We start from the raw sequence: 21,656 nt of genomic DNA on the forward strand, positions 1-21,656 counted from the left end.
TTAAGATTTCAGATTTTTTATTAGAATCTACTTTGAAGACTTAACGGAAAGGCATTAATCTAGTAAAATAGCTAGAGGATTCTATATTTTAAGAAAGAAAGAGGCTAACCATGTTAGATCAGGGAATCGGAAAGTCTACAGGAAAGATTATCTTGATGGGAGAGCATGCCGTCGTATATGGCGAACCAGCAATCGCTTTTCCCTTTGGTGGAACACAAGTCACAGCGACCCTACAACCTGCAGAAGAAAACTCACTATCTTCCATTTACCATCAGGGTGCATTGATCACTGCACCACAAAGTTTAAATAATATTCAGCAATTGTCTGATTGCTTACAAAAACATTTACATACACCAAATTTTCATTTATCGATCGAAAGCTCGATCCCCTCTGAGCGAGGAATGGGTTCTAGTGCTGCTGTAGCAGTGGCCATCACACGCGCTTTCTTCGATTGGCAAAAAACAGAATTGACTCAATCAACTCTGTTAAAATATGTCGACTTTGCCGAAGCAATCGCACACGGCAATCCCAGCGGTATCGATGCTGCTGCTACAAGTGGCAATCAGCCGATCTATTTCAAACGTGACCAGCCTTTTCATTCTTTTCCATTGAATATTGATGCCTATTTGCTTGTAGCTGATACTGGTATCAAAGGACAAACCCGTTCAGCTGTGCGTTCTGTTGCAGAGCTGTTCGAAATAGCTCCTGACGAAACCAGTCTGACGATCTATCACCTTGGACAATTGACCAGACAAGCCAAAGAGGCAATCATCCACAATCGAACAAAAGAACTCGGGAGCTTGATGACGCAAGCACAGAGCTATTTGAAAGATTTGACTGTTAGCAACAACACGCTGGACACTTTGATCCACTTGGCATTGGAAAACGGTGCTCTCGGAGCAAAGCTGACTGGTGGCGGACGCGGCGGTTGCTTGCTGGCATTGATCGAGACCAAAGAACAAGCAGAACAAATCGCTACAAAACTAAAAGCACATGGAGTCAAAGACACTTGGCTACAAGGATTAGGAGTTTACCAACATGTATAATGGAAAGGCACGTGCCTACACAAATATCGCACTGATCAAATATTGGGGGAAAAAGGATCAAGAATTGATTTTACCCATGAACAACAGTCTGTCCCTGACTCTGGATGCTTTTCACACAGAAACAAGCGTTCATTTTTCACCAGACTACACGAAAGACAGCTTTTATCTAGATGATTTAGAACAGGATGCCAAAGCTACTACAAAAGTTAGTCGTTTTTTAGATCTTGCTCGTAAAAAAGCAGGTATTTCCTATTGTGCCTGTGTTAAAAGTCAGAATTTCGTCCCAACAGCTGCAGGCTTGGCTTCTTCTGCTAGTGGTCTGGCTGCTTTAACTGGTGCTTGCAATGATGCTCTACAGCTTGGTCTATCAGACAAAGAGTTGTCTCAGTTAGCACGTCGGGGGTCAGGTTCAGCCTGTCGCAGTATTTTCGGCGGTTTTGTGGAATGGGAGAAAGGTGACTCTGACGAAACTTCCTTTGCACAAAAAATCCCTTCAAATAATTGGGAAGAGGACCTGGCTATGATCTTTATTTTGATCAACGATCAGAAAAAAGAGGTTTCCAGTCGTGACGGTATGCAACTGACAGTGGAAACTTCCGCTTATTATGATTCTTGGTTAGAAACAACAGCCAAAGATATTCAGACAGCCAAAGAAGCGATCCTCCAACAAGATTTTCAAGCATTGGGCGAAGTCACTGAATCCAATGGACTAAAAATGCATGCAACCACTTTAGCTGCTGTTCCTCCATTTACTTACTGGTCACCAGACAGCTTGAGAGCAATGAATACTGTACGAAGGATCCGAAAAAATGGACTTTCTTGTTACTTCACAATGGATGCAGGTCCAAACGTCAAAGTATTGTGTCAGAAAAAAGATGTTTCTGCAATCTTGACAGAGTTACAAAAAGAATTTGAAGAAGAACAACTCACTTGCGCTTATGCCGGCAAAGGTCTTAAATCTTTAGAAATGGAAGTGTCGAAATGATTGAGGTATCTACACCAGGAAAATTGTATATCGCTGGAGAATATGCTGTCGTTGAGCCCGGACATCCTGCACTGATCGTTGCGGTGGATCAGTTTATTACGGTCACTATCGAAAGTGCTGTCCGTAATGGTAGTATTCAGTCACAACAGTATAGTGATCTTCCTATTCGCTGGACGCGTCGCAACGGTGAATTGGTCCTAGATCATCGAGACAACCCTTTCCACTATATCTTAGCAGCTATTCGTCTAACTGAACGCTACGCACTAGAACAAGGGACACTGTTAGCTTTTTATGATTTGAAGGTAACCAGTGAGCTGGATAATTCTTGCGGTCGGAAATACGGTCTAGGATCTAGCGGTGCCGTGACGGTCGCAACTGTCAAAGCGTTGAATCTATTTTATGATTTAAAAATGGACAAGCTCACTCAATTCAAGATCGCAGCTTTAGCCCATTTAGCGGTACAAGGAAATGGCTCTTGCGGTGATATTGCCGCTAGCTGCTATGGTGGTTGGCTAGCCTTTTCGACCTTTGATCACGACTGGGTCAAAGAAAAACAAGAGATCTGGTCTTTAGCCCATTTGTTGGAAAGTGACTGGCCTGGCTTGTCGATCCAACCTTTGGAAACACCCAAAAATCTACGACTATTGATTGGTTGGACTGGCAGTCCGGCTTCTACTTCTGACTTAGTAGACCAAGTCAATCATTCAACTCAGAAGCAAGCTGAGAAGAAGAAAGCCTATGAACAATTTTTAGCGGACAGTAAGAACTGTGTAGAAGCATTAATTGATGGCTTCCATAGCCACGATGTCTTTAAAATCAAACAAATGATCAGTAAAAATCGTCAGCTACTAGCCGAGCTCTCCAAGATCACAGGTGTCCGAATCGAAACTTCTGCCCTCAAACAGCTTTGTGATTTAGCAGAAGCCTGTGGCGGAGCAGCTAAATCCTCTGGCGCCGGTGGCGGAGATTGCGGTATTGTAATCGCCGATCAAAAAACAGGAATCCTGCCTTTGATGAGCAAGTGGGAACAAGCGGATATCACACCCTTACCGTTACATGTCTACCATTATCGAGGAGGAGTAAAATGAATCGTAAAGATGAACATGTCTCATTAGCCAAGGCTTTTCACAAGCCACGTCACAATGACTTTGACGATGTGACGCTTATTCATCATTCTTTTCCAGCTTGCCGTGTCTCGGATGTTTCGATCGAGACTGAATTATTCGATCAGTCACTGACTAGTCCCTTTTTTATCAATGCTATGACTGGTGGCAGTGAAAAAACCAAAGAATACAATCGACAGCTAGCGATCCTAGCACGAGAAACTGACCTCATGATGGCTACTGGCTCCGTTTCTGCTGCTTTGAGAAATCCAGAGATCTCAGATTCCTACACCGTTGTTCGCCAAGAATACCCTAATGGCACTTTGTTAGCGAATGTCGGTGCAGGGACGACGTTAGAGGATGCTAAACGAGCAGTTGATCTCTTCGAAGCCAATGCCTTACAGATTCACTTGAATGCTCCTCAGGAATTGGTCATGCCTGAAGGAGACCGTGATTTCACGCAATGGCTATCTACTCTGGAAGAAATCACAACGCACTTAGACGTACCTGTTATCGTCAAAGAAGTCGGTTTTGGGATGACTCGGGAAACGATTCAGCATCTGTTGTCTGTTGGCGTGACGATCATTGATGTCGCTGGCAGCGGTGGAACGAGTTTTACTCAAATCGAGAATGCCCGCCGCAAAAAACGAGAATTCACTTATTTAGATGACTTTGGATTGTCCAATGTCGCTTCCCTTCTAGAAGCAAAAGAAGTTCCTGTTCCCTTTGAACTGATCGCCTCTGGTGGAGTACGGAATGCCTTTGATATTTTCAAAGCCTTATGCTTTGGTGCTCAAACCGTTGGCATCGCTGGAACGATCCTGAATCAGCTGCTGACAAACGGTTTAGAGCCAACGATCACTCTTGTGCAGCAATGGCAGACAGAATTAAAAACCTTGTATGCAATGACCGGAGCTACCAAAACCGCTCATTTGAAAAAAGTTCCTCTCTTTCTAAGTGGACATCCCAAAGATTGGTGCGAGGCGCGAAATATCGATATCAAAAAATATAGTATGCGAGTATAAAGAAACTTGCCACAAAGCGAAAACGTCTTGTGGCAAGTTTCTTTATTTTATTTCTAACTATGCAGGTCACGACGTTTGAACTTAGCGTAAGTCATACCAGCTGAAAGTAACACTAGAATTACCGTCAAGAAGAGATAGAAGAAACTGAATCCCTGTTCAACAAGAACTGGTCCATTAAAATACATGAATGGCGTCAAGACATTTAAATAATCGATCGTTCCGACTACTTCAATGATCACACGTAAAAGGTAGGAGCTCCCCACGAATAATGCTGAAATAGAGAGAGCCTTTCGATAATTTGGAAAAATTGCCGAAAATAACAGACCGGTAAACAGAAACAAAATTTGAATGACAAACATTGACAAGGTAGTAGTGATGATTTCACTCAGAATATTTTCTCCCTGCATTTGTGGAACCAGCAGGAGTAAGTTCCCAAGAAAGGTGATCAGCGTAACAACGAAGACATTGATCACTGCCGCGATCATCTTACTTGTAACAATCGTTTGTCGCGGAAAGGGCTTGGTGAAGGTAAACTCAGCAGTTCTATTGCGCTCTTCTTTGCTGATGATCGTTGCCCCTAGTACTGCGGCATGCGTAAAAGCAATAATACAATACCACAAGTACATCATTACATAATACCCAATCGCTGTATGAACAGGAACCGTCTCTGCGCCAAAAACAATCGCCAAAACACGTGGTAGTGTTTCAAACAATTCTACTATCTCCTCGCCAGCTTCCATAACCACAGAATATTCTGCTGCACCGATGATGATCATTCCCAACATGGCTCCGACCCAAATCAAAAGGCTTTTTCTAGTATCCTTTAACTCTTTTTTTACCATTACTTGCATACTTTTCCCTCCTATAAGACCATTTTCATATCTTTTTTAAGATAAACGCGATAGCTTACAATAAAAAACAGGAGTATCAAAGTGAAAAATAGCAGCAAATAGCCTGTTTCATAATTTTGAGCTTCTAGAATGCGATTGATGTCAAAGTATCTAAAGGGAGAAAACAATCTGGCAATAGTACTTTGAATCACACTTGAAAATAAACCAATCACATAAAAACCGAATGAGATGCCCATTGCTAAAGGTAAAGTCGCGCTAATTCTAGAGACGATCACACTGATCACCATTCCCAACAACAGGAAAAACAATTGTGTCAGTGGAAAAATCATATAAATCTTGAAAAATTGATCAAACGAAAAGATGCCATCGGATAGTGTATTGATCGTTCCCCATGAGGCAAGAAAGTAAGATCCCCCGACCACTGCGATTGCGCAAAGACCAGCAAATATCTTTGCGAAAAAGATCGTGGCTCTAGCATACGGTTTAGTGATAAGAAAATCTGCCGTATTTTGCATATGTTCCTTCGTAATGATCGATAAACCTAGGTTACAGGCATGAATAGCAGCTGCCACTAGAATAATGTTGTTCAGATAGGAGAAGATTCCTGTCATAGTAATAAATACATCTTCACTGATCCCCATCGCGTCTAGCAACGCGTTGTCTCCTAAAGATGATACTGTGGACGGATCGTCTGTAAAAGAGACAAACATTGGCAATAACAGCATGATCGCTAACGACAAGCCGATGGACCAAATCAATATCGATCCCCGGTATTGCTTCATTTCAAATTGAAAAACGCTCATATATTTCCCTCCTCTTTTTTCTTCTGACTAATTATTATTGAATTTTTCTAAACAAAAACACGAGCAGAAACTATCGATCGATAGTTTCAACTCGTGCTCATTTTTTATTTCAATGTCGCCGCAACGAAATGTCCTTCGCTGACTTGAATCCAATCTGGATCGGCAACTCCTTTTTCTCTAAAGTTAGAGAAATCAAACAGTTCATTCTCACCACTATAAAAATCCAAGGACTCATCTGTTTGGCGTTGTTTGATGTCCGTTCTCAAAAAGGCTGCCATCAAACGTTTGGTGTAAGGATGCTGGGCATTCTTGAAAATGTCCTTGATCGATGCACTCTCTACAACTTTTCCACCATACATGACAATCACATCATCCGCCATTTTACTGATAACACCTAGATCGTGCGTAATGAAAAGAATACTTGTATTGAACTTGTCCTTCAACTCATTCATCAGTTTAAGGATCTCTGCCTGAATGATCACATCTAAGGCCGTTGTCGGTTCGTCAGCAATCAATAATTTAGGATTACAAGCTAACGCCATGGCAATCATCACCCGTTGACTCATTCCTCCAGATAGTTGATGCGGAAATTGTTTCAACACACGCTCTGGATTAGGGATCTTCACCGCTTCAAGCAGTTCGATCGTTCGAGCCAAGGCTTGTTTCTTATCCATATTTTGGTGAAGCTGCAGAGCTTCCATGATCTGCGCCTTCACTGTAAACACAGGATTCAAACTAGTCATTGGTTCCTGGAAAATCATGGAGATCTCATTTCCTCGAATCTTTAGCAAATCCTTTTTAGAAAATGACAGCATATCTTTTCCATCGAAAGTAATACTACCTTCAGCGATATACTGATTTTTTTGAAATAGCTTCAAGATCGACATCGCTGTCTGACTCTTTCCACTACCACTTTCACCAACAATACCTAGTGTCTTACCTTCTTCCAAAGAAAAGCTCACACCGTTGACTGCTTTTACAGTTCCTTGACGGGTATCAAAATAAGTATGCAGATTATCAACTTGTAATAAACTCATTCAATCGCTCCTCTCTGGATTCATAGTAAGCATCACGATCTTTAAGTGTACATGCGACAAAGTGGTTCGGCTCAACTTCAATCCAATCTGGGTCGCGCTCACCGTCTTTTGAATAGTTGAATTCAAACTCCTCAAACACTTCATCCGCGTTCCAAAAGGACTCATCGTCCTCATCCATCGATGGAATCGCATTTAATAATTGTTTCGTATATGGATGTTTTGGATTAGTGAAAATATCTTGAGCTGAAGCCAGCTCAACTAAATGACCAAAATACATTACACCGATTCGATCCGAAATATATTTGACCACACCTAAATCATGGGTGATGAACAAATAAGTCAGGTTATGCTTTTTACGCAGATCCTGCAACAAATTGATGATCTGAGATTGGATCGACACGTCCAGTGCAGATACCGCTTCATCACAAACGATAAATTTCGGTTTCAAGGCTAATGCTCTGGCAATCCCGATTCTTTGTCTCTGACCGCCTGAAAATTGGTGTGGATAACGATGAAGAAACTCAGCATTCAAGCCGCATTTTTCCATAATATCCAAGATATACTCTTCATAGCCCGGATCTTTTTTACTCTTGAAAAACTTGTGGATCAACAGTCCTTCACCAATGATATCTCCAACAGTCAAACGTGGATCAAGCGATGAATAAGGATCCTGAAAAATAATCTGTAAATCTTTTCTTAGGATACGTGATTCTCGTTTAGTCAAAGCTGCTAGATCGATTCCATTATCTAAATATTTTTCATAACGTTCAAATTTCCCGGTGCCTCTGATCGGATCTTTTAACTTCTCCAGATCAGCTGTTACTTGCTCTAAATGTAGTTGTTCTTTTTCAAGTTCCTGAGTAATACGTTTGATCTCAGCTTCATCCACATCGGCATTCATTTCTTGTTTTTGTTGTTCAAATTCCAATTCACGTTTACGCTTTGCTACTTTTGATGCGGCATCATAGCGAGAAAGTAAGGTGCTGCTGACTGTTTTTAAATCACTGTGAGTGATCAGTCCACCTACTAAACGGAAGGTATTTCCATAACTATTATCAAAATCGATTTTCTTCAATCGTAGTTTTTCGAAAAGCGCATCCTTTTCTTTACCACTCAATTGACTTAATCGACTTTCCATTTCTTCAATGTCATTAAGATCCTGATCGTAGTCACTTGATGTTTTTGGCAGGTCACGATAGACCTTTTGAACATAAGAAGGCATAAAGTTTTCGATCGTATCTCCATAATACAAGGTCGAACCACCTGTTTGACGCTGTAACTGGATGATCGTACGACCAAAAGTCGACTTACCGCAACCACTTTCTCCTACGATCCCTAATGTTTCACCTTCAAAAATATCGATCGTGATATCTTTATTCGCTTTTACATAATCTTTGCCGACTTGAAAAAAGTTTTTCTTTTTTACAGGAAAGTATTTTTGAAGATTTTTAATACTCATCAATGTATTCATAATCGGCCTACCTTTCTCTCATCTTAGGATCAATTGCGTCTCGAAGTCCATCTCCCAGTAAGTTGAAAGACAAAATCGTGAACATAATAACCAATCCAGGGTATAACGTCAGATATGGGTGGGTACGGATGTAACCACGTCCAAAGTTGAGCATCGTTCCCCATTCAGCTACAGATGCTTCCAAGCCTAAGCCGATGAAACCCAAACCTACAGCTGATAAAATCGCTGTTGCGATCCCCATAGAGGATTGAACGATTACGGGTGACATGATATTAGGAATGATATGCTTGAAAATAATGCGCGCATCATTCGCTCCCAGTGCGTCTCCAGCTTCAATAAATTGCTTTTCTTTGACTGAGATAACCCCTGCTCGGACGATCCGTGCAAAAATCGGAATATTGGCTAAACCGATAGCTACAATCATATTTTGCAAACTTGCTCCTAACGAAGCAACGATAGCGATCGCCAGTAAAATCGATGGAATCGACAATAGAATGTCACAAAAACGCATGATCAACGTATCTATCCAACCTTTATAATAACCTGAAAGAATACCTAAAATCCCTCCAACGACCAAAGCAACAATCACGGCACTAACTCCGACGGTCAATGAAACGCGTGTTCCGTAAATCAATCGACTCAAAACGTCACGTCCGAGGTCGTCGGTTCCCAACCAGTGGGTGCCATTCGGCGATTGCAGCGCGTTAGACAGATTTTGTTCCCGCATACCATAAGGTGCGATAAAATCAGCAAAGATCGCTACTAAGACCAATAAAACGATAAAGAACAGACCAAACATTGCTCGTCGATTGCGTTTCAATGCGTACCAGATCTCTGACCATGACCCTTGAGGGATTTCTAGCATTTCTTGTGTTGCTTTATTTAGTTTCTTTTTACTGAAAAATAACATAGTATCTCTCCTCTAATCGTATTGAGATCTAATTCGCGGATCAATGTATGCATAAAGAATGTCGACACATAGATTCACTAAAGTAAAGACAAAGGCAATAAAGAGAACGCCGCCTTGTACAACCATCGAATCTCTTGTTCGGATCGCATTTACCATCATTGTTCCTAGACCATTAATACTGAAGATCGTTTCTGTCAGTACAGCACCACCTAAGAGTGCTCCAAACTGCAAACCAATCACTGTGACAACGGGAATCAAGGCATTTCTCAATGCGTGATGGAAAATTACTTTTCCTCCAGAAACCCCTTTGGCATTAGCCGTTCGAATGTAATCCTGATCGAGAACATCCATCATACTTGAACGCGTGATCCTGGCGATCGTTCCCATAGAAGAAGTCGCCAATGCAAAGACCGGCATAATCATTTGCTGCCAAGTCGTAAAGCCAGTTGCTGGCAACCAGCCTAAAGTAGATGTAAACAAAATAATCAACAGCAACGCCTGCCAGAATGTCGGCATTGAAACACCGATCAATGAAACGAACATCACGGCATTGTCTGTTTTTGAATAAGGTCTAGTCGCTGAGATAACGCCCATCGGTATTCCGATCAAAGAGGCAAAAAAGATGCTCCAGCTGGCTAGTTTAAGTGTATTTGGCAATCTTACCAAAATCTCGTCCATAACTACACGTCGCGAAACGTAAGATCTTCCCAAATCAAATTCAAACACTACTTTACGAATATAATCAAAGAACTGCTCAATGAAACTTTTATCCAATCCCATTTGAACACGAAGCGCCTCATACGCTTCTTCAGTTGCTCCTTCTCCCAGAATCATCGTTACAGGATCTCCTGGAGAAAGATACATAATTGTAAATACTATAAATGAAACACCCAATAAGATTGGAATGAGCCATAGTATTCTTTTCAGAATGTACTGAAACACGATACCACCTCCTAAAAAATAAAGGGCCGTTTTTAAGCGGCCCTCTAGAGACATTCTAATTACACTTAATCAAGAGTCACCGTATCTAGGAAGTAGCTTCCTGTTGGATGGTGCTCAAAGCCTTCTACCCAGTTTCTGATACCTGTTACGTTTTCACGAGTTTGCAAGAATACCCATGGTGCTTCTTCAACGATGATTTCTTGAGCTTCTTGATAGTAGCCAAGACGTTCATCTTGATCAGAAGTATAGCGACCTAGGTCTAACAATTCATCCACACGCTCGTTTGAGTAGAATGTTCTGTTCCCTGCTTCACCGAAGCTTTCTGTGTGGAACAATGGATACAGACCGTAATCGGCATCTGTTGTGATTGTTGTCCAGCCTAGCAAGAACATATCTGGCTCACCTAATGCTGCTGCATCAAGGAATGCGCCCCATTCCATTTGGCTAACTTCAACAGTGATCCCAATCTCAGACAATGCTTCAGAAACAACTTGGGAAACGCGGATACGTTCTTGGTTGTTATCCCCTACATACAGAGAAAGAGTGAAGCCATCTTCATAGCCAGCTTCTGCCAATAATTCTTTTGCTGCTTCTACATCATATTCTGTTGGTGTCAAATCTTCGTTGTAACCAAAAACCAATTCATTGATCGGTCCTGCCATGTGGTCACCCACATTCATATAAACCGTATTGATGATCGCTTCTACGTCAATTGCATGAGAAATCGCTTGACGAACTTTTACATCTTGAAGCGGCGTATCGTTTTTAACATTCAATCCTAAATATTCCGAACCTAAGTTAGGTGTATTTAGCAATGTCAAATCAGCATTTTCTTCTACTGCTGGAATATCAGATGGTGCAATATCATAAGCGATATCGACTGTTCCGCTTTCCAATTCGATCAAACGAACACTTGGGTCATTGATCGTTCTAAATTCTACACGTTCCACTCCTGCTGGTTCACCCCAGTAATCATCGAAACGTTCTGCAATAACATGTGTATCTGCTACCCATTCAACAAATTGGAATGGACCTGTACCGACAACTTCAGTGATTCCATAATCTTCACCAGCTTCTTCTACTGATTTTTCATTTAAGATCCCTACAGCAGGGTGAGCTAAGTGTGTCAAGAATGGTCCAAATGTGCCGCTTGTTCCCACACGAATCGTATGGTCATCCACTACTTCAATCGTATCTGGGTCAATCGAACCAACGATATGCCCGATAGTTGGTGATTCTACAGCACGATGTAATGTATAGGCAACATCACTTGCGGTAAATGGTTCGCCATTATGGAAAACAACATCTTCTCTCAATTTGAATTCGAAAAGATTTTCTTCTACTTCTTCCCATTCAGTAGCTAAACCTGGTACTAGTTCTAAATCATTGGTCTGTGTGATCAATGTATCATAAATTTGTCGAGCCACACGTGTTGTTGCTTGGTCATTTGTCCCCTGGATATCCAATGTTACTGGATCTGCGCCATTTGCAACTACTAACACCGTCGGGTCTGCCTTACCAGCTGATTCACCGCCGCCTTCTCCGTTACTGTCTCCAGAATTAGAGCAAGCCCCCAAAACAAACGCTGCAGCTAATAACAACAAACCAAATTTCTTCTTAATTTTTTTCATAACATCCCTCCTCAATAATATAATATTTTATCAGAGGGCTTGGAGAAATTCAACGAGTAAATGAGACTTAAATGAAAAAAACTGCCTTGTATGTCATATTTCCTTACATTCATGCGGTATTCAAACGGATTTTTCACATGATATTCTAATAATACAAAATTTTCAGTATATTCTGGATAATTATTTTGTGTCTATTATCTACCGAATAAACGATCCAAGAAGCTCTTTTTTTCGGATGCCCCTTCTTTTTCCAAAGTCAGATCTGTTGACTGTTCTTTGAAAATACGCCGGAAAGAGAGATTGTCCTGCAGCATCAAACCATTTACTTCTAGAATCCCTTGTAAATTGCTAAAGACTCTGCGGAGAGCTCCTTCTTTCTGGTCAAAGAAACTTCCCTCTTCTTCAATCAGCTTCTGAAGTTCACTGATCAGAAGCTGCAACAATTGATTTTGTTCACCTAAAACATCTCCGATTTCTTTAACTTCCATCTCTCTGTCAGCTTTCTTTTCAGTAAAATCAGTTACGATCGACAAACTATCTATATAATCACGTAATTCAAAGATAAAGGTTTGGGCGATTTCCTCTTTCATCAGTTTGTTGTTTTTACTTAATTTTTGTTGTAAAATCTCCAAATTTGCCTGCGTTGTTGCCAATTTTTGAATTTGTTCTTCTATTGTCATCGGGCACTCTCCTTGTTTTATCGTTACCTTTAGTCTAACCAATCTTTGGCAATCGTCAAGAACCCAAAAAACTGCCTTCGAGTTTCCTCAAAGGCAGTTACGTTTCTATCAATTATCCTTTATATGCATCAAGGATGATTTGTTTCAATTCAGAGATCAATGGTTCTTTTGGATTCGCTGTTGTACATTGATCCTCGTATGCTAATTCTGCCATACGATCAACCGTTGAATCTAGAACTTCTTGAGTGACACCTTGGGCTTTCAAGCTCATGTCGATGCCAACTTTTTTACCTAGATCATAAACCGCAGTCGCTAATGCAGCAACTAATTCCTCTGTTGTTTCACCTTTCAGACCTAAGAATTTCGCAATATCTGCATAGTCTGTGTCGGCACGGAAGTAGTCATATTTAGGGAACATCGCATGTTTTTGTGGATCCTTCGCATTGTAACGGATGATATGCGGTAACAAGATCGCATTTGTACGTCCGTGAGGAATCCCATATTCTCCACCAATTTTATGCGCAACTGAGTGACAAATTCCCAAGAATGCGTTGGCAAAAGCCATACCAGCCATTGTTGAAGCGTTATGCATTCTTTCACGCGTATCTAGATCAGGTGTTTTGACTGATTGCTCCAAGTTTTCAAATACTAATTTGATTGCTTGTAGGCTCAATCCACGAGTATAATCAGAAGCCATTACTGATACATAAGACTCGATCGCATGTGTCAAGACGTCCATTCCTGTATCTGCTGTAACTGAAGCTGGTACAGATAATACGAATTGAGGATCAACGATAGCTACATCTGGTGTCAATGCGTAGTCAGCTAACGGATATTTCACATGTGTTTCACTGTCTGTGATTACGGCAAATGGTGTTACTTCTGAACCTGTACCAGAAGTTGTTGGGATACATACAAACTGAGTTTTTTCTGGTTTTTCGATTTGATACGTACGTTTGCGGATATCTAAGAATTTTTGTTTCGCACCGAAGAATTTTGTATCTGGGTGCTCGTAGAACATCCACATTCCCTTCGCTGCATCCATCGCAGATCCCCCACCAAGAGCGATCACTGTATCTGGTTTGAAATCAACCATCATTTCTGCTCCCTTGTAAACTGTGTTTGTTGAAGGGTTTGGTTCTACATCAGAGAAAATTTCGATTTGAACTGAATTTTCACGACGTGCTAGTACTTCACGAACTGTATCTGCATAACCGAATTGAACCATGCCTGGGTCACAAACGATCATTACGCGTTCGACGTTTTCCATTTGTGTCAGATACAATAGAGAGTTTTTCTCAAAATAGATTTTTGGTGGTAATTTGAACCATTGCATATTTTTTCTCCGTTTCGCTAAAGTTTTGACGTTGATCAAGTTTACAGCAGATACGTTACGAGAGACTGAGTTTTTACCATATGATCCACAACCTAGAGTCAATGATGGAATCATTTCGTTGTAGATGTCACCAATACCACCCTCAGCTGATGGTGTATTGATCAAGATACGGCAAGCTTTCATGCGTAAGCCAAATTTCACTTGTAATTCTTCATCTTCTGAATGGATTACGGCTGTATGTCCTAAACCACCTAAGTTCAACATACCTTCACATAGATCTAAGCCATCTTTGGTATTTTTTGCTTTGATCATTGCCAATACCGGAGACAATTTCTCACGAGACAATGGATAATCTTCGCCTACGCCTTCTAATTCAGCAATCAAAAGTTTGGTTCCTTCTGGTACTTTGATTCCTGCAAGTTCAGCGATTGCTTTTGCAGAATGTCCAACGATTGCTGGATTGACAGCATATTTGCCTTCATTCATCACTGCATCTTCTAATTTTTTCAATTCGCTTGGTTTCACGAAGTAGGCTTGGTGTGCTTGGAATTCTGCTTTTACCGCTGCGTACACTTCGCGATCCACGATAACTGCTTGTTCTGAAGCACAGATCATGCCGTTATCAAAGGTTTTTGATACGAACAAGTCATTGACTGCGCGTTTGATTTTTGCTGTTTTTTCAATATAAGCTGGAACGTTACCAGGACCTACACCTAATGCTGGTTTACCGGTAGAGTAAGCTGATTTCACCATGCCTGCACCACCTGTTGCAAGAACGATCGCGATTCCTGGGTGATTCATCAAGCCTTGTGTTGCTTCAATCGATGGATGCTCGATCCATTGGACACAATTTTCTGGTGCACCGGCTGCGATTGCTGCATCACGTACCACTCGAGCAGCTTCCGCTGAACATTTTTGAGCGCTTGGATGGAAAGCGAATACGATTGGATTACGGGTTTTTAATGCGATGATCGCTTTAAAAATTGTTGTTGATGTTGGATTCGTTGTTGGTGTTACTCCACAAACGACACCTATAGGTTCAGCAATCTCGATCAAACCTTTTTGCTTGTCTTCATTGATGACACCGACTGTTTTGTTGTTCTTGATATTATTCCAGATATACTCTGATGCATACATGTTCTTGATTGCTTTGTCTTCGTATACGCCACGACCTGTCTCTTCAACTGCCATTTTTGCTAGAGGCATGTGTTGATCTAAAGCAGCCATTGCCATTTCATGCACAATGTGGTCAACTTTCTCCTGATCAAATTCCTCCATTTCCTTCAGTGCGACGTTGGCTTTGACTGCCAAATCGTCAATCATTACTGATACATCAACCGTTCCAACTTCTTTTTCTACCGTTTTAGCCATGTTGATCCTCCTATAATTTATCTAAATTATTTGTTAACTACTTCAAATATAGAATAATACACGATGATTCGATATTTGTAAACAGTTTTTAGTGATTTTTTTCACAATTATTTTAAAAAGCTTAATATCGTCTATCCCTGTCTGCTTTGTCCACATTTAAGCAAATTGCTTTCAATGAAATGAACATACAGAACTCGTTCACAACTCTAATTGTGATTTCACACATATAAAATAGTACGTGCATTATCGATTGTTCGAATGATATCCTTCAAACACCCAATTGGATGACACTGTCATTATCGCACATAGAGAAAACGTTTACAATAAATAAATCGAGAAATTAGTGAAATTTAATACATCTGTGTCCCCCATACCATTATATAGCTGTGTTCATAATAAATATTACTTCACAAATAATGTAGATTTTTCATTCTCTCTTGCCCTACATTTTCTTCTTTTATACGTAAGAACAAAAAAACACTGAAACAAAAAGTCTCAGTGTTTTCTACTATTCGTTTTCACTAGTTTCTGAAATTTCGTTTACTTCTACTTCCTCTTCCGAAACAGCACCTGGAGTCACCGTACGGATCGCTACACGGTCAAATTCCAAATAGATTCCTTCGCAATCAAGCGTTACAGTATTCTTGCTCTCGTTGATTTCTGAAATCACACCATGTAGACCTCCGATCGTTACTACTCGGCTGCCTTGAGTCATACTATTTAGCAAGTTCTGTCTTTGCTGTTGTTGTTTCTTTTGTGAACGTTGCATGAAAAAGATCATAGCTACGATCGGAACAATCATAATAAGCATTTGCATTCGTTTTTTCACCTCTATATTCTATCACTACATCTTTTACTTTATCAGAATTAGCTTTGATACTCTAGTACTTTTCAAGAATCTTAGAAATTTTTCGCATTCTCTTTATTAAATCCATATTCTTCAAAGAAACTTTGACGGAATTCCAGTAAATTATCGTCCATGATCGCCTGGCGGACCTGTTTCATCAAATTCAATAAGAAATAGAGGTTGTGGTAAGACGTTAGACGAATACCAAATGTTTCATCGCATTTGATCAAGTGACGAATATACGCTCGACTATAGTTTTTACATGTGTAGCAATCACAGTTTTCATCGATCGGACGGAAATCACGGGCAAACTTAGCATTTTTGACGACTAAACGACCCTTGGAGGTCATACATGTCCCGTTACGAGCAATTCGTGTTGGTAGCACGCAGTCAAACATGTCGATTCCGCGAATCACCCCATCAATTAATGAATCCGCTGTTCCTACGCCCATTAAATAGCGTGGTTTATGTTCTGGAATCAACGGTGTGGTAAACTCAAGCACACGATTCATTTCTGATTTTGGCTCTCCTACCGATAAACCACCAATCGAGTAGCCAGGGAAATCCATTCCCACTAGATCATGGGCACTTTGACGACGCAAATCTTCAAAGCCAGCTCCCTGAATAATACCGAACAGTCCCTGACGGTCAGGATTCGCATGGGCTTTCAGACCACGTTCCGCCCAACGAGAGGTTCTTTCTACTGAACTCTTTACATAATCATAGCTCTCATCAAATGGTGGACATTCATCAAAGCTCATCATAATATCTGAGCCTAATTTGTTTTGGATGTCGATGGCTTTTTCTGGCGACAAGAACAAAGGTGATCCGTTCAAATGATTTTTGAAATGCACCCCTTCTTCAACGATATTGCGCATATCTGCCAACGAGAAGACCTGGAAACCACCGGAGTCAGTCAAGATTGGCTGATCCCAATTCATGAACTTATGCAGACCACCAGCTTCCGCCACGATGTCTTCTCCCGGACGCAACCATAGATGATAGGTGTTACTCAAGATCACTCCCGCACCCATCTCCTTCAATTCTTCCGGTGCGATCGTTTTGACCGTTGCTAGTGTCCCCACCGGCATAAACATCGGCGTTGGAAAAGTGCCATGGGGCGTGATCAATTCTCCTAGACGAGCACCAGTATGTTTTTCTTTTTTTATTAAACGATAACGAATGGCAGGTTCCGACATTCATTTCCCTACTTTCTTTAGTTAATTCTGTACCTCTCTTCATCATAAATCCTAGCGAATGAATTTGCAACTCTAGAACGACTCTTTCTTTCCATTATTATGTACTTTCTGGTACACTTGTGACAAACTACTCTAAGGAGGGAAACAATTGATGAGAACAAATGCTGAATTAAAAATGGAAGCAAAAGAAATGCTACAGGGCAGATGGAAAGAGAGTATCCTAATGTGCTTGATCCCCACACTTCTGGCTATCGTAATCGGGATCCTCTTCTTTTTCCTAGTGGCTATGCCAGGAATTTTGTTCTTGGATGCCTATGCACCTACATTTTTTGACAGTACCACAACAACAACGAACTTCAACATTGGTGATTATTCGGACAACGCCATCAGCGGACTGATTACGTCTTTCTTCACTGTAGGGATCGGCTGGACTTTTTTAGAGATTCTTCGCGGAGAAGCCGTGATGATCGAACCCTTCAAGGATGCTACTCGCGGTTTTCGTTCACCCTATGGTTTGGCGATCCTAGTCATCTATATACTGACTAGCATCTTTACTTTTTTATGGACATTACTCTTTATTATTCCTGGTATTGTTAAATCTTATTCTTATTCTCAAACCTATAACATCTATTATGATACCTATGAAAAAACTGGCGAGAAGCCTAGCTACCTAAATGCGGTAACTGCTAGTCGTCGGTTGATGGACGGCTATAAATCACAGCTTTTCCTCTTAGATTTGAGTTTTATCGGTTGGCATATTTTAGCACTATTGACCTTTGGTATTGGGTATCTTTGGTTGAATCCGTACATCTATGCCACCAAAGCCGCTTTTTATAATCATTTACCAAAATAATCAGTAACAATCTTTATCAGCCAGCCATCATCCATACTGTAGCAATGAAGTTTAGAACGACAGATATGAAAGGATCACTATATGAAAAATTCATCGAATGAACGTATCTTACTACGAAAGTGTCAAGTCAGCCTAGTCATTTCGATCCTAGCATTAATTGCAGTAACAGGGTATTTTCTAACGATTGAACACAAAGTAAAAACGAGCGTTGAGCTCTTTGAGACAGTTTTAATTGATTAAAGTTTTGAAAATTTGATCGAAGATTCTCCAGAAATCGAAAAAGACCTGTTTCAAGAACATGAACCCTTCTTCATGTCTGATGAGATTACAGTCAGTCAATATACAGTGATTGATAATCAAAATGATGAACTTCTAGTCATTCGTACGACACCAGGATTAATCAATCACCAGCTAGTGATCCAAGAAGTGAAAGTCATTGATTCATCTATACTGACAGAATAAGTCAATAGCAAGCAATAAAAGCGTAGAATCTCATATCAAACATTTGATGGCTGTCGATTTGCCAGCGCCACTTGGTCCAATTAGTCCCAAAATCGTTCCGGACTTCAACTCTATCGTTATTTGATCTAATACTTTCAGCTTATCAAAAGACTTCGATGCACCGGACATCTTGGCTATGACTTCTTGCATACTCACGCTCTCCTTTTTAATAGACACACTGTTTATCGTCTTATACTCTTTGTAGTATAATCGCTTTTCACAAATTAGCAAGAAAGAACAAAGCTACGAGATAGATAAAAAATGCTCACTGATCAAGGTATAGAAACGATGAAAGACTTCTGTAAAAAAGAAACACTAGAACAACTCGTTCAAATTTTAAATATATGGATCACTAACTACTTTATTTAATAGCAAAAAAGCTGTCACAAGAACTAGATATGATCTAGCTTTTGCGGCAGCTTATTTTTTATTCTTCTTCTGGCAACTGATGGAATTTGATCATTTCATTGACAAAGACTGGGACAATCGACAAGGCGATCGCCAACATCCAGTGATTCAAGCTGATCGATACCAGATTGAACAAGCCTTGAGTAAATGGCAATAAAGCAATGACTGTCGTAATGACCATAGCTAAGACCGCCATTTCAAATAATGACTTGTTAGAAGCCAAATTGACTTGGAAAATTGATTTTGAACTGCGTACATTGAAGACATGTAAAATCGAAGAGTACGCCAAAATCAAGAAGGCGACTGTTTGTCCAACTGGCTGGCTGGCATTGATCCAAGGACTTACACCATCAACGAAGGTCCCCAAGTAGTAACCAAACAAGGTAACGATCGTAAAGACTGCGGCATTGATTCCGATTTTCTTCCACAAGCCACGAGCAAAAATACTTTCCTCTGACGGTACCGGAGTATCCTCCATGATCCCAGCTTCTGCTGGCTCTCTACCCAAAGCAAAACCTGGCAAACCGTCTGCAACTACATTGACAAACAAAAGCTGAACTGCTGTGAAGGGGGCTCCCCAACCAAACAGCATTGCGAGCAACACGATGAAAATCTCAGAAATGTTACAGCTCAATAAGAAGTTGACGGTTTTACGAATATTTTGATAAACCGTCCGACCTTGTTCTACTGCGTCAACGATCGTCGCAAAGTTATCGTCTGTCAAAACGATATCAGCTGCACCTTTGGCAACGTCTGTTCCTGTGATTCCCATGGCACAACCAACATCACTGGCTTTCAAAGCGGGTGCATCGTTGACACCATCACCGGTCATTGCTACAGTCGCACCGGTTCGTTGCCAAGATTGGACGATCCGAATCTTGTCTTCAGGTGTTACTCGAGCATAGACAGAATATTCTTTGACTGTTTTGTCTAGCTCTGTGTCGGTCAGTTCTCTTAACTGAGCTCCCGTCAAAGCTTTGTCACCTTTTTCCAAAATTCCTAGTTCCTTAGCGATCGCACTCGCAGTCACCACATGGTCACCAGTGATCATTACGGTTTTGATTCCTGCATTTTTCGCACGAGCAATCGCTGCTTTACTTTCTGGACGTGGCGGATCGATCATGCCAATCAACCCAACCAAACGTAGATCTCGCTCTAAAAATTCTGAAGTGATCTCGGTCGGTTTTTCATCGTAGATTCGATAACCCACAGCAATCACTCGTAGTGCCTTTTTACCAAATCGATCATTGACAACGGTCGCCTGCTCAACATCCCCAAAACGGAAACGAGGCATGAGAACATCAAAAGCCCCTTTAGTGACGGAAATATATTTTTTCCCACGCTTATGGACAGTTGTCATCATCTTTCTAGTTGAATCAAAAGGTAGCTCTGCAATCCGGGGAAATTCTTCCCCTAGCTCTGTCTGTGAATGATAATTTTCCTGTACAGCTCGTACGATCGCCACCTCTGTTGGATTTCCGATATAAGCAACTTCGTCATTCTCTTTGTCGATCACGACATCTGAACATAGCGCGGCGGCTTTAAGAACTTCCATGGCTTCTTCATTCATTGAATCTTCCGTGTCAACGACTTCATCTCCGTGCGTCCATACACGGCGAACCGTCATTTTGTTTTGAGTCAGTGTGCCTGTTTTATCAGAACAGATCACGCTGGCAGAACCTAATGTTTCAACTGCTGGCAAACGTCGAATGATCGCATGTTTTTTCGCCATTTTCTGAACACCAAAAGCCAGTGATAACGTAACGATGACCATCAATGTTTCTGGAACTGCAGCAACAGCTAATGAGACAGCCGTCATAAACATATCCAGCAGCGGTTCACCTTGCATGTATCCCAGCGCAAATACGATTCCTGCTGCAATCAAAGCGATCAAACTGATTCGTTTTCCTAATCGATTCAAACGATTTTGCAGTGGTGTCTCACTGTCTTGACTTTGATTCAGCAAACCAGCAATTTTTCCCATCTCAGTCTGCATCCCAGTTGCTACAACAACTGCTTGTCCACGACCATTGACCACTGTACATCCTTTGAACAGCATGTTGACCTGATCACCCAAACTCTCGTCACTTGTCGCAACAAATTCTGCCTCTTTTTCAACAGGTTCACTTTCTCCTGTTAGTGCAGATTCTTCCACCCTCAACTGTGAACCTTGAATGATTCTCGCATCAGCAACGATCATTGAACCGTTCTCAATCACAAGAATATCTCCTACAACCACTTCCTCTGCATCTATCTCCAATAATTGATCGTCTCGGAGCACAGCAGCCGTTTGCTTATTCATATCCTGCAAAGCGGCTAATGCTTTCTCCGCATTTCCTTCTTGAACGATAGCTAAAACAGAATTGATAATAACGATGGCGATAATCAATATTCCTTCAAATAAATCTCCATGATCCGTTGCGATAGCGGTATAAAAAGAAATGGCTGCGGCGACTAATAGCACGATCGTTGTAAAGTCAGACAAGCTATGTAAGATTTTCTTCATTACTGATTCTTTTGGTGCTTCTTCAAAACGATTTCGACCGTTTTCTTCTAACCTTTTTTCCGCTTCCACTTTGGATAGACCTTGTGAGTCAACTTGCAGTTTTTGCAGAACCTCCGTTTTTGATTTTTTGTATGCTTCCATAAAAAGCCTC

20 protein-coding genes are annotated in these 21,656 nt (G+C 41.0%); 7 read left to right on the forward strand and 13 right to left on the reverse strand.

Annotated elements, in window-relative coordinates; genetic code table 11:
* The first annotated feature begins 110 nt into the window (after window positions 1–110).
* The 4 genes from mvk to fni are packed head-to-tail and all read left to right on the forward strand — an operon-like array spanning window position 111 to window position 4,159.
* Entirely contained in the window at window positions 111–1,046 is a 936-nt protein-coding gene (gene mvk, locus ACWODM_RS08900) for a mevalonate kinase (protein ID WP_455321025.1), read from the forward strand.
* Window positions 1,039–2,031 (forward strand): diphosphomevalonate decarboxylase, encoded by a 993-nt coding sequence (gene mvaD / locus ACWODM_RS08905; RefSeq protein ID WP_455321026.1) that lies wholly within the window; start codon window positions 1,039–1,041, stop codon window positions 2,029–2,031. The genes mvk and mvaD overlap by 8 nt, the downstream gene beginning before the upstream one ends.
* Window positions 2,028–3,119 carry a phosphomevalonate kinase gene (locus ACWODM_RS08910; protein WP_455321027.1) on the forward strand — a complete coding sequence of 364 codons (1,092 nt, stop codon included), beginning with the start codon at window positions 2,028–2,030 and terminating at the stop codon, window positions 3,117–3,119. The genes mvaD and ACWODM_RS08910 overlap by 4 nt, the downstream gene beginning before the upstream one ends.
* Window positions 3,116–4,159 (forward strand): type 2 isopentenyl-diphosphate Delta-isomerase, encoded by a 1,044-nt coding sequence (fni, locus tag ACWODM_RS08915; RefSeq protein ID WP_455321028.1) that lies wholly within the window; start codon window positions 3,116–3,118, stop codon window positions 4,157–4,159. Before ACWODM_RS08910 ends, fni begins: the two co-directional genes overlap by 4 nt.
* Window positions 4,160–4,212: 53 nt before the next feature.
* Here fni and ACWODM_RS08920 read toward each other — a convergent pair whose 3' ends face one another.
* From ACWODM_RS08920 to tgt, 11 genes are all read right to left on the reverse strand, one after another.
* Window positions 4,213–5,010, reverse strand: a complete 798-nt coding sequence (locus ACWODM_RS08920) for an ABC transporter permease subunit (protein WP_455321029.1) — start codon at window positions 5,008–5,010, stop codon at window positions 4,213–4,215.
* An 11-nt stretch (window positions 5,011–5,021) separates the two neighbouring features.
* Window positions 5,022–5,813, reverse strand: a complete 792-nt coding sequence (locus ACWODM_RS08925) for an ABC transporter permease subunit (protein ID WP_455321030.1) — start codon at window positions 5,811–5,813, stop codon at window positions 5,022–5,024.
* A gap of 104 nt (window positions 5,814–5,917) precedes the next feature.
* Window positions 5,918–6,850 (reverse strand): ABC transporter ATP-binding protein, encoded by a 933-nt coding sequence (locus ACWODM_RS08930; protein WP_455321031.1) that lies wholly within the window; start codon window positions 6,848–6,850, stop codon window positions 5,918–5,920.
* Window positions 6,831–8,321, reverse strand: coding sequence for an ATP-binding cassette domain-containing protein (locus ACWODM_RS08935; RefSeq protein WP_455321032.1), 1,491 nt, complete (start codon window positions 8,319–8,321; stop codon window positions 6,831–6,833). Before ACWODM_RS08935 ends, ACWODM_RS08930 begins: the two co-directional genes overlap by 20 nt.
* 7 nt (window positions 8,322–8,328) lie before the next feature.
* Window positions 8,329–9,231 carry an ABC transporter permease gene (locus tag ACWODM_RS08940; protein WP_455321033.1) on the reverse strand — a complete coding sequence of 301 codons (903 nt, stop codon included), beginning with the start codon at window positions 9,229–9,231 and terminating at the stop codon, window positions 8,329–8,331.
* Between the two features lie 12 nt (window positions 9,232–9,243).
* Complete coding sequence (locus ACWODM_RS08945) at window positions 9,244–10,173, reverse strand: ABC transporter permease (protein WP_455321034.1); 930 nt, start codon at window positions 10,171–10,173, stop codon at window positions 9,244–9,246.
* Between the two features lie 65 nt (window positions 10,174–10,238).
* Window positions 10,239–11,804, reverse strand: coding sequence for an ABC transporter substrate-binding protein (locus ACWODM_RS08950; protein WP_455321035.1), 1,566 nt, complete (start codon window positions 11,802–11,804; stop codon window positions 10,239–10,241).
* Window positions 11,805–11,998: 194 nt separating this feature from the next.
* The gene (locus ACWODM_RS08955; RefSeq protein WP_455321036.1) at window positions 11,999–12,484 is read right to left on the reverse strand and encodes a hypothetical protein; all 486 of its coding nucleotides are present in this window, start codon (window positions 12,482–12,484) and stop codon (window positions 11,999–12,001) included.
* Between the two features lie 112 nt (window positions 12,485–12,596).
* Window positions 12,597–15,191 carry a bifunctional acetaldehyde-CoA/alcohol dehydrogenase gene (adhE, locus tag ACWODM_RS08960; protein ID WP_455321037.1) on the reverse strand — a complete coding sequence of 865 codons (2,595 nt, stop codon included), beginning with the start codon at window positions 15,189–15,191 and terminating at the stop codon, window positions 12,597–12,599.
* Between the two features lie 508 nt (window positions 15,192–15,699).
* A complete protein-coding gene (gene yajC, locus ACWODM_RS08965; RefSeq protein ID WP_455321038.1) occupies window positions 15,700–16,008 on the reverse strand; it encodes a preprotein translocase subunit YajC in 309 nt (102 codons plus the stop codon).
* 83 nt (window positions 16,009–16,091) lie between these two features.
* Window positions 16,092–17,237: a tRNA guanosine(34) transglycosylase Tgt gene (tgt, locus tag ACWODM_RS08970; protein ID WP_455321039.1), complete on the reverse strand. Its 1,146-nt coding sequence runs from the start codon at window positions 17,235–17,237 to the stop codon at window positions 16,092–16,094.
* A 151-nt stretch (window positions 17,238–17,388) separates the two neighbouring features.
* Between tgt and ACWODM_RS08975 the strand changes: the two genes are divergently transcribed.
* The 3 genes from ACWODM_RS08975 (at window position 17,389) to ACWODM_RS08985 (ending at window position 18,552) form a co-directional block, all read left to right on the forward strand.
* Window positions 17,389–18,090 (forward strand): DUF975 family protein, encoded by a 702-nt coding sequence (locus tag ACWODM_RS08975; protein WP_455321052.1) that lies wholly within the window; start codon window positions 17,389–17,391, stop codon window positions 18,088–18,090.
* 81 nt (window positions 18,091–18,171) lie between these two features.
* Window positions 18,172–18,330: a hypothetical protein gene (locus ACWODM_RS08980; RefSeq protein WP_455321040.1), complete on the forward strand. Its 159-nt coding sequence runs from the start codon at window positions 18,172–18,174 to the stop codon at window positions 18,328–18,330.
* A gap of 12 nt (window positions 18,331–18,342) precedes the next feature.
* Window positions 18,343–18,552, forward strand: coding sequence for a hypothetical protein (locus ACWODM_RS08985; protein ID WP_455321041.1), 210 nt, complete (start codon window positions 18,343–18,345; stop codon window positions 18,550–18,552).
* A gap of 30 nt (window positions 18,553–18,582) precedes the next feature.
* Here ACWODM_RS08985 and ACWODM_RS08990 read toward each other — a convergent pair whose 3' ends face one another.
* The gene (locus ACWODM_RS08990; RefSeq protein WP_455321042.1) at window positions 18,583–18,741 is read right to left on the reverse strand and encodes an ATP-binding cassette domain-containing protein; all 159 of its coding nucleotides are present in this window, start codon (window positions 18,739–18,741) and stop codon (window positions 18,583–18,585) included.
* A gap of 277 nt (window positions 18,742–19,018) precedes the next feature.
* Window positions 19,019–21,646, reverse strand: a complete 2,628-nt coding sequence (locus ACWODM_RS08995) for a cation-translocating P-type ATPase (RefSeq protein ID WP_455321043.1) — start codon at window positions 21,644–21,646, stop codon at window positions 19,019–19,021.
* Window positions 21,647–21,656: the final 10 nt, after the last annotated feature.

The sequence above is a fragment of the Enterococcus olivae genome (assembly GCF_053760925.1).

Excerpts from the sequence above, each read along its gene's own strand:
- ACWODM_RS08980 (WP_455321040.1), top strand. The coding sequence starts at position 18,172 with ATGAAAAATTCATCGAATGAACGTATCTTACTACGAAAGTGTCAAGTC.
- tgt (WP_455321039.1), bottom strand. The coding sequence starts at position 17,237 with ATGTCGGAACCTGCCATTCGTTATCGTTTAATAAAAAAAGAAAAACAT.
- ACWODM_RS08975 (WP_455321052.1), top strand. The coding sequence starts at position 17,389 with ATGAGAACAAATGCTGAATTAAAAATGGAAGCAAAAGAAATGCTACAG.
- ACWODM_RS08930 (WP_455321031.1), bottom strand. The coding sequence starts at position 6,850 with ATGAGTTTATTACAAGTTGATAATCTGCATACTTATTTTGATACCCGT.
- fni (WP_455321028.1), top strand. The coding sequence starts at position 3,116 with ATGAATCGTAAAGATGAACATGTCTCATTAGCCAAGGCTTTTCACAAG.
- ACWODM_RS08910 (WP_455321027.1), top strand. The coding sequence starts at position 2,028 with ATGATTGAGGTATCTACACCAGGAAAATTGTATATCGCTGGAGAATAT.
- ACWODM_RS08955 (WP_455321036.1), bottom strand. The coding sequence starts at position 12,484 with ATGACAATAGAAGAACAAATTCAAAAATTGGCAACAACGCAGGCAAAT.
- mvaD (WP_455321026.1), top strand. The coding sequence starts at position 1,039 with ATGTATAATGGAAAGGCACGTGCCTACACAAATATCGCACTGATCAAA.
- mvk (WP_455321025.1), top strand. The coding sequence starts at position 111 with ATGTTAGATCAGGGAATCGGAAAGTCTACAGGAAAGATTATCTTGATG.
- adhE (WP_455321037.1), bottom strand. The coding sequence starts at position 15,191 with ATGGCTAAAACGGTAGAAAAAGAAGTTGGAACGGTTGATGTATCAGTA.
- ACWODM_RS08920 (WP_455321029.1), bottom strand. The coding sequence starts at position 5,010 with ATGCAAGTAATGGTAAAAAAAGAGTTAAAGGATACTAGAAAAAGCCTT.
- ACWODM_RS08950 (WP_455321035.1), bottom strand. The coding sequence starts at position 11,804 with ATGAAAAAAATTAAGAAGAAATTTGGTTTGTTGTTATTAGCTGCAGCG.
- ACWODM_RS08990 (WP_455321042.1), bottom strand. The coding sequence starts at position 18,741 with ATGCAAGAAGTCATAGCCAAGATGTCCGGTGCATCGAAGTCTTTTGAT.
- ACWODM_RS08995 (WP_455321043.1), bottom strand. The coding sequence starts at position 21,646 with ATGGAAGCATACAAAAAATCAAAAACGGAGGTTCTGCAAAAACTGCAA.
- ACWODM_RS08940 (WP_455321033.1), bottom strand. The coding sequence starts at position 9,231 with ATGTTATTTTTCAGTAAAAAGAAACTAAATAAAGCAACACAAGAAATG.
- ACWODM_RS08935 (WP_455321032.1), bottom strand. The coding sequence starts at position 8,321 with ATGAATACATTGATGAGTATTAAAAATCTTCAAAAATACTTTCCTGTA.
- yajC (WP_455321038.1), bottom strand. The coding sequence starts at position 16,008 with ATGCAAATGCTTATTATGATTGTTCCGATCGTAGCTATGATCTTTTTC.
- ACWODM_RS08925 (WP_455321030.1), bottom strand. The coding sequence starts at position 5,813 with ATGAGCGTTTTTCAATTTGAAATGAAGCAATACCGGGGATCGATATTG.